1 protein-coding gene and 1 pseudogene are annotated in these 8,591 nt (G+C 59.5%); both read left to right on the forward strand.

Features of this window, described 5'->3' with window-relative positions:
* The first annotated feature begins 97 nt into the window (after positions 1 to 97).
* A complete protein-coding gene (locus ACILSL_RS22485) occupies positions 98 to 7,534 on the forward strand; it encodes an autotransporter-associated beta strand repeat-containing protein (RefSeq protein WP_395734312.1) in 7,437 nt (2,478 codons plus the stop codon).
* A gap of 190 nt (positions 7,535 to 7,724) precedes the next feature.
* Positions 7,725 to 8,591 (forward strand): annotated as a pseudogene (locus tag ACILSL_RS22490) (hypothetical protein); the annotation flags it as partial.

Here is an 8,591-nt window from a genome sequence, read left to right on the forward strand (position 1 = left end):
CAACAATGGCACCGGCGCCTCCACCCTCGTTGTCAATGCCACCGACAACTTTACCTTCAATGGCGTGATCAGCGATGGCGCCGTCTCCTTCGGTGTCATGTCGCTGACCAAAAATGGTGATGGCATTTTCACCCTGGCCAATGGCAATTCCTACTCAGGTCCCACCGTCATCAATGGCGGGGGGCTCCGCGTTTCAGATCTTGGATTCGGCGGCCAGAACAGCAGCATTGGCAATTCTTCCAGTGATGCCGCCAACCTGGTCCTGAATGGGGGTTCTCTGCGGTATTTCAACAATGTCGCCAGCTTCACTGACCGCTCCTTCACACTTGGCACGGGCGACAGCGCCGGGGCGATCATTGCAGACGGCACTCTGATCGGGGCGACCTTGACCTTTGGCTACGATCTCACCTCCCCGGCTGTGGCATTTACCGGCTCCGGCTCCCGCACCCTGACCTTGGGCGGAGCCAATCGTGGTGACAACCTCTTCAATCTGGTGCTGGGAGATGGCACAGGTGGGCCGACCTCCCTGAACAAGATCGGCAACGGCACCTGGGTCCTGGGCTCCACGAGCACCTACAAAGGAGAGACCATGGTCAACGCAGGTATTCTCGCGGCCACTGCGGACGGCGCTTTCGGTGCCTCCGGTGGCGCAGGCATCATCATTGCTGGCGGCACCAATGGCAGCAACCTCATCGGCAATCAGAATGCCACCCTCGACCTGCGCAATGTGGCCTACAACACCGTGCAGACCATGTATCTCGCAGGCGGAACCCTGGCAACCACCTTGGGCAGCAGCTCATGGGCGGGCTCAGTTTTCGTCAATGCCAACTCCACCATTCTGGTGCAGCAGGGCTCGATCCTCAACCTCAAGGGCTCCTTGGGCGGAGACGGCTCGGTCACTCAGATCGGCGGCGGCATGCTGATCCTCAGCGGCCAGACAGATCCCACCACCCGCAACACTTTGAATGCTTCGTTCAATGTGCCCAACCACACCGTTCAGGCCGGCACTCTGCGCCTTGATTACACCACCAACAATTCCAGCAAGCTTGCGGACACGGGCGCGCTCGTTCTTGGCGGCAGCCGTTTTGGCGGTGTGCTTGAACTGCTGGGCGGCTCCCACGTGGAAATCGTCGCAGGCGTCACACTGGGTGCTGGCGACAACCGGGTCTCACGTCTGAGCGGTTCCTCGATCCTGCGCATGAACGGCATCAGCCGTCAGGCAGGCGCCAAGATCAATTTCGGCGGCAGCGACATTGCCAGCACCGACACCAACAACACCGTGGGTATTTTGGGCTCCTGGGCCACGGTCAGCGATTCAAGCTGGGCGACAAAGAGCTCCTTCAATGAATCGCTCGGCGACACACTGACCACGACCGCTGGAGACCTCATGATCCGGGCCTACACCGCCTACACCAGCAATGCGGTGAACAATGACTGGGCCCTCACCTCCACCACCGGAAACATGGATTTCGTCGCCAGCACGACGCAGACAGACCGGACCGCCAACACCATGCGCTTCAACACCCCGGTGAGCGGCGGCGGAGTGAGCACGGTCACGCTTAACGGCGCCAACTCTCTGCAGGGCGGAGCCATTCTGATCAGTCCCAACATGGTGGCCGGCGAGTCTCTGATCAATGGCAGCGGCACTCTTACCACCGGCAGGGTCGGCACCACGGTCAACGACCTGTTGATCATCCAGAACAACACCACCGCTGCATTTGAAATCTCCGCCTCCATCATCGACAACACCGCCAGCCGGGCAGACCGGACTGGAACGATTGCCAGCGGCAGCAACTTGGTGCGCAACATCAACGGCGCCGATCTTGCCGTGGGCATGCTGGTGACGGGATCAGGCATCGCGGCGGGGACCACCATCACGTCGCTTTCCTCCGTGGCCACGGTCAACATCAACAGCACTTCCGGCAACAACGTGCTCGTAGCCTCCGTGCCATCCAATCTTTTTGTGGGTGCCACCCTCCTGGGGCGAACCGTGACCGACATCACTGGAAACACCGTCACGCTCGATGGGGCGCCGAATGAAGCGATAGCCGCCCCCACGATACGCGAGTTCCAGACCAACACCATCACCCTGAGCACGACTCCCGCGACTTCCGTGACGGGAACCCTCCAGTTCAGCCAGGACCGTTCCGGCACCACCACGGCAGGCAGCACATCGGTCACCGGACTCAATGGCACGAATGGCACCAACGGCCTCTACGTCGGCATGAAGGTTTCCGGACTTGGCATCGTGGACGGCACCATCATCACCGCCATCACGGCCAATTCAGGCATCACCCTCAGCAATGCCGCTGTGGCAGGTGCCGGCACCGGCACCCTCACGTTCTCCCAGGTCACCGGCTTGGACAAGACAGGCCTTGGCAATCTGATTCTCTCCGGCATGAATCTCTACACGGGAGTCACCACCTTGAATGCTGGCGTCACCACCATCCAGTCTCTGGGGGTCGAAGGCTATTCCTCGGGCACGCAGATGATCACCAACCTGACCTCGCTGGGCCGCACGCTCACCCTCACGGCTGCAGACACCAAGGGTTTGACCATTGGAACCGTCGTCACCGGCAGTGCACTCCCCTCAGGTGTCACCATCACTGCCATCAACAGCACGACAACCGTGACCTTGTCCAATGGCGCGCTCCTCACTACCACCGGGACCAATCTGAACTTTGACAGCAGCGGCGTGACTGCGAAGTCTGGTTCGATCCTGGCCACCACCACCAATGGCAGCGCCACGGTCACCGTGCCTGGTGGCACGGCGGGCCTCAGCGTGGGCCAGGAAGTGACGGGCACCGGCATCCCCACCAATGGTGGAACCGTGGTCATCCTCTCCATCGTCAATGGTACCACGATCACCCTGGGTGTGCTGAATGAAGCTGGCAACGCCCCCACGCTGGCCACGGCTTCGGGCAGCGTCAACCTCACCTTTGGCCCCCCCAACCTCATCACCGCTACGCTTGCCGCCAACACTCAAAGCGGCGCGCGTATCACTGTGGGCAGCACGCTCGGCCTGACCGTCGGGCAGACGATTTCCGGCAATGGCATCCCGGCAAATTCCACCATCGTGCGGATCCTTGATCAAAACACGATCGAGATCTCCAACCCCGTCACCACCACCGGCCAGAACAACCTCGCCTTTGGTGCCAGCACCAGCATTGGCGCCACACTGATCTCGTCCACAACCAATGGCGACACCAAGATCACCGTGCCGTCCACGGCGAATCTGAGCGTCGGTCAGCTGGTCAGCGGCCCTGGCATTCCACTCGGGGCCACAATCACCAAAATCGTCGATGGCACCACCATCTACATCTCCGTGGCGGCCATCTCCTCCGGTTCCAACACCCTCGTGTTTGCCGGTCCTGCTTCCAGCCTGGGCGCCTCCCGCAATACCCTGGCCAACCTGGTGTTCAACGGCGGCACGCTTCAATTCAACGGCACCGACGCCAGCTCTGACCGTGGGTTCACCATCAACCAGACCGCCGTCTGGGATGTGGGCAATGCCTACACCGTGCTGACGATGGGCGGCAATTACGCCACCCCCGGCAATCAGGACGATTACGCCCTGGTCAAAATCGGCGCCGGCACCCTGGCTCTGCTCGGAACTTCCTTCGGTGGCTACGGCATTGATTCCCTCGTCGTGAGCGACGGCACACTGAAGCTCTCGCCTGCTTTCAACGACCAGTACATCCGCAACGATGTGGGTTCCTTGACCATGGCCGGCGGCACGCTCGCCATTCAGAGCATTGCTGGCCGCAACACCACGCAGAACATCATCGGCACTCTGAACATCGCCGAGGGGGCTTCCAGGATCCGTGTGACTGGCACCGCCGGTGCCGCCACCTTCCTCAATCTGCAGGACATCAACAACCCTGCTTCCATCAATTATGAAAAGGGTGGCAACGTGCTCTTTGAAGTGAATGGCGGCGCCTTGCTGGCCCAGATCACCGTCGCCGGCACTGCATTTATCGACGTCGGCGTCCTCATGCCCCGCGCCTTGTTCACGATCAACAGCACTCTCAATCCCGGCGTCAACAACTTTGCCTTTGTCGACTCCTCCACCAACATCCTTACCGGCTCGGACATCAAAGGTTCTCACACTTTCAAATCCAATCCCGCCGACTGGGTGGTCACTCACAACATCTCTGATGGTCTCCTTCTGGAAGAGTCGTTCTCCGGCAGCACCGTGTCCGGTGCTTCAGTGAACACGATTCTGCTGACCAACAACAGCATTTCTACCGCAGGGGATATTGATCTGCTCTCAGCTGACCCCACGGTGGTGAAACGGGTTCCTGGTATTGACCGCCTGCAGGTCGGCGAACTGGTCCGTGGCAATGGCATTGTCGATGGCACCTACATCACCGCCATTGATCTGGCCAACAACACCATCACTCTGAGCCAGGCCCCCACGCTCTCAGGTTCGGGGGTGACCTTGTATGCGTTCAACGCTCCTACCGTCACCGGCACCATCAACACAGGTGATTATACCATCACCAACATCTACGACCCACGCCTGAAGGTCGGTATGGGGATCTCTGGTCCTGGCATCCCGGCAGGATCGTCCATCTACTCCATCAATGCAGCTGCTCGCACTGTGACGATTATTAATGTCAATAGTGCTACGTTTACACAGAGCGGTACGGACCTGACCTTTTACTCGGAAAGTCTTGCGACCGTGCCTGTTGCTCTCAATTCCAGCACGATCACCATCACAGACACTCTCACCATCGCCAGCGGTGCCATCCTGCAGTCCACCCACTCAGGCACCCACCAGAACTCCATCGTCGGCGGTGTCCTGACCAGCGGTCTCGCCAACAAGGATGGCACCACCGCAGACCTCATCCTCTACAACTGGAATCCGCTGACGGCCCTGACCATCAGTTCCTCCATTGCCAACAACACCGCGGCCGGCCTGCTCGTCAATCTGGTACTCAGCGGAAACGGCACCACCGCGCTCTCCGGCACCAACACCTACACCGGCACCACCTATCTGCAGGGTGGCGTCTTGCGCCTTGATTCCGAAGGTGCGCTGCCTGCCAACAGCCATCTCCGCATCGACGGCGGTGTGGTGGGTCTCAATTCAGGTGATTTCACCCGCAGCCTTGGCACCGGCAGCAATCAGGTGGACTGGACCAGCAGCGGTGGCTTTGCCGCCTACACGACGACCCGCACCGTCAACATCGGCGGCAGTGGCGCCACTCTTGTGTGGGGCCTGAATGGTTTCGTGCCCGACAATGACTCGCTCATCCTCGGCGCCCAGGACGCCGACAGCACCGTGAACTTTGCCAACGGCATTGATCTTGGCCGCAAGTCCCACATGGTGGAAGTCATTAGCGGTCGCGGACCTGTCTACACCTCGCCAGCTCCAGGGACTTTGATTCCTGACGCCATCATCTCCGGTGTGATCTCGGGCAGTGATGGCCGTCTGGTCAAAGGTGGCAACGGCGTGCTGAGCCTGGCCGCAAACAATACGTATGCCGGCGGCACCTCGATTGCCGAAGGCACGCTCATCGCCCAGCAAAACGGCTCCTTGGGCAGCGGAGGGGTCGAAGTCGGCACCACCACCGACACACGCACTTCTGACAAGGCGCTTGCCCTCATCTTCAATGGCACCACCCTTTCCAACGGAGTGACATTCGGTAACGTGAACAACAACGGCATCTCGATGCTCAGCACCACCGCGTCTACCACCACGGTCAGCGGGGCGCTGACGGTTGACCGCACCGTGGGCGGCAATGTGTTCCTCTCGGATAACACCGGTTCCACCGTGACTTACACTGGCGGCATCTCCGGCCAGGGTGGCATCACGGTGATTGGCGGGGGCACGGTTGTCCTCGCCACTGCCAACACCTATGGCTCACAGACGGGCGCCTCGGGGGCCGCCATCAGTGGTGGAACGGTCCTCCGCTCCGGCACGCTGGTTCTTGAAAATGCTGCGGCACTCGGACAGACCACCACCCTCGAACTCGGGGATAACAGCTTCGCCCCGGATTCGTACGCCTCCACGTTGGTGGCAGATTATGCCACCGCAGGGGCTTCCTTGCTCGGAGTGGAGCGCGACACCTCCATCTTTGTGCAAAACGTCAGTGGTTATGGCGGCTCGTTCCTGGCCACTGGCGGCGGACACATCGTCTCCAACAGTCCTGACGGCGGCAGCGGTGCCTTCTACTACGTCAGCCGCACCATCGATGGCGTGACATTTAGCTCCGGCGACATCGGCAAAACCATTCTTGTGAAAGACGAGGTCGACCATCCCGAACGCAACGGTCTCTATGCCATCACACAGATCAATGACAATCTGACCATGAATCTGGCCCGTGTTGACGGGGGTAACAGCCAATACTACGCGGCCTTTAACTCCTCCACCAACATGGTCTACGGCGTTCAGGTGGCTGTGAACAGCGGATCCTCCGCAGGTCAGACTTATTTCATGGCTTCCCCAAGTGTCACCAGCGTGAATGGCGTGGGAACCGATCCTGTCCACTGGCTGCAGGACCAGTCGAATGCCAACGTCACCCTTCAAATCAACAACGCGGCCATCACCACGGTCACGCAGAACATCGACGTTAATTACAACGGAGTGGGCACCACCACCATTGCTTCAGCCAATGCGGTGAATTTCACCGGAAACGTGACCCTGCAGGACCTCCTCCACTTAGGAACGATTGATTCTAAAGAGCTGACGATTGCATCCACCACCCCGAATTCAGGGACAGGAATGGTCTTCTCCGGGACCATCAGTGAAGCCAACGGTGCCGAGGACTTCCTCTCTGTGAACAAAACGGGTTCAGGCGTGGCCACATTCTCCGGCAGCAACACCTACCACGGTGATACTACAGTGACGGCCGGAACCTTGCTGGTGAACAACACCTCCGGCTCCGGCACGGGCTACGGCAATGTGATTGTCCAGTCCGGTGCCACACTCGGCGGTACCGGCAGCATTGCCCCCACCAACAGCAGCATTAGCCCCTTCAGCGGATTTGGACTCACCGTCAATTCCGGTGCCACCCTGATGGTTGGCACCATTGGCCACACCTCCGCCAGCCAGTTCACTGTGAACCTGGATTCAACTGTGCTGCCGGGCTTTGCCACCCTGGCCAGCGGCTCCACGCTGAAGCTGAACCTTTTCCTCAACCAAGCCACAACCCCCACGACTGAAGCTGACCGCCTTGTTTTCAGCGATGTCGGAGGCGCCTCCCAGATCACCATCAGTGGGGCGACATTGAACGTGAGCATCGGTGCGGGCAGTTCGCTGGTTTCCACCAGTTTCGCGGAGGGAGACAGCTGGAAGCTTATTGACTGGGGTGGCCTCACCCCAACCGGCACTTTCGCCAATCTCTCCGGCAGCACTTCGACCGATTTCATTGACCTGCCCACCTTGGGTGGAGGCAAGTTCTGGGACATCAGCAACTTGTACACCACCGGTGTGATCGTGGTCGCCGTGCCTGAGCCTGCCCGGTTGTTGCTGCTCCTGTTCGGAGTCCTCGCCTTGGGCTGGCGCCGCCGCCGCAGACTGGCTGTTTAAGCCCCTCTGCTGCCGGCCTGCTGGCAAAATATCCAGCACTGCCCTTGTGTTTACATGATAAATACCTTGTCAGGCTGGGGCGATTTTAATATTATCGCGCCATAAATCAGTTATTTACCAGAAGCTAATCATGAACGCTGCAACACTAGTCGCAAATTGGAACAGGCGCAGGAAGGCAATGGCTTTAGTCATGGTGGTCACCACCGTGGCTTTGATGTCCATGCTTGTGGTTGCCATTTTCTCGGTCACCCGCACTGAGTACAAGGCCAGTCAGAGCTATGTGGCCTCCCGTAACGCCAAGCAGCTTGCGGATCTCGCCGTTGTATTCACCGAGGCGCAGTTGCAAAATGCCCAGAATTCCGCCACCGGCTCCTTCAGCCGCACCATTCATGCCACCCAGCCGGGCATGGCACGTGTTTACCAGGCCAATGGTGATTTTGTGCGTGCCCACAAGCTCTACTCCAGTTCGCAGATGGTCATCACCAGCTCCAATGAGGCGGACATTTTCAACAGCTCCAATCAAATCCCACAAGACTGGAACGCTCAACAAAACTTGGCGCGCTATGTGGATTTGAACGACCCGATCGTCCGTCCCGGCCTCACCACGGGCACCATGGCCCTCTATTTCCCGATCATTGATCCACGGGCCGCTTTCAATGGCACCAACCCCGACAATCAGCGCGTCATGACCGCCGTGGAAGGGTTTACCTACACCAAGTCCACCCCCTCCATTACCGGGGCCGGTGGAACAGTCACCTACAATGAAGTCGTGACACCTGCAGATGCTGGCAACGATCCCAACAAGCTGCGCCTCCCCATGCCGGTCGAGTGGATCTACGTCCTGCGGGACGGCACCACCGGTGCGCTTGACTCCAGCAACAAGTTCATCAGCGCCGATGGCTCCACCGTCCCTGATGCCAATAATCCGATCGTCGGACGTGTGGCATTCTGGACCGATGACGAATCCTGCAAGGTCAATGTCAACACGGCCTCCGAACCCACCTTTTTTGCCCCCCCTTACTTTTATCATCAGCGTGACTCCAAGTGGGCCAATTTC

The sequence above is a fragment of the Prosthecobacter sp. genome (genome assembly GCF_044222345.1).
Lineage (GTDB): Bacteria > Verrucomicrobiota > Verrucomicrobiia > Verrucomicrobiales > Verrucomicrobiaceae > Prosthecobacter.

Excerpts from the sequence above, each read along its gene's own strand:
- ACILSL_RS22485 (WP_395734312.1), top strand. The coding sequence starts at position 98 with ATGTCGCTGACCAAAAATGGTGATGGCATTTTCACCCTGGCCAATGGC.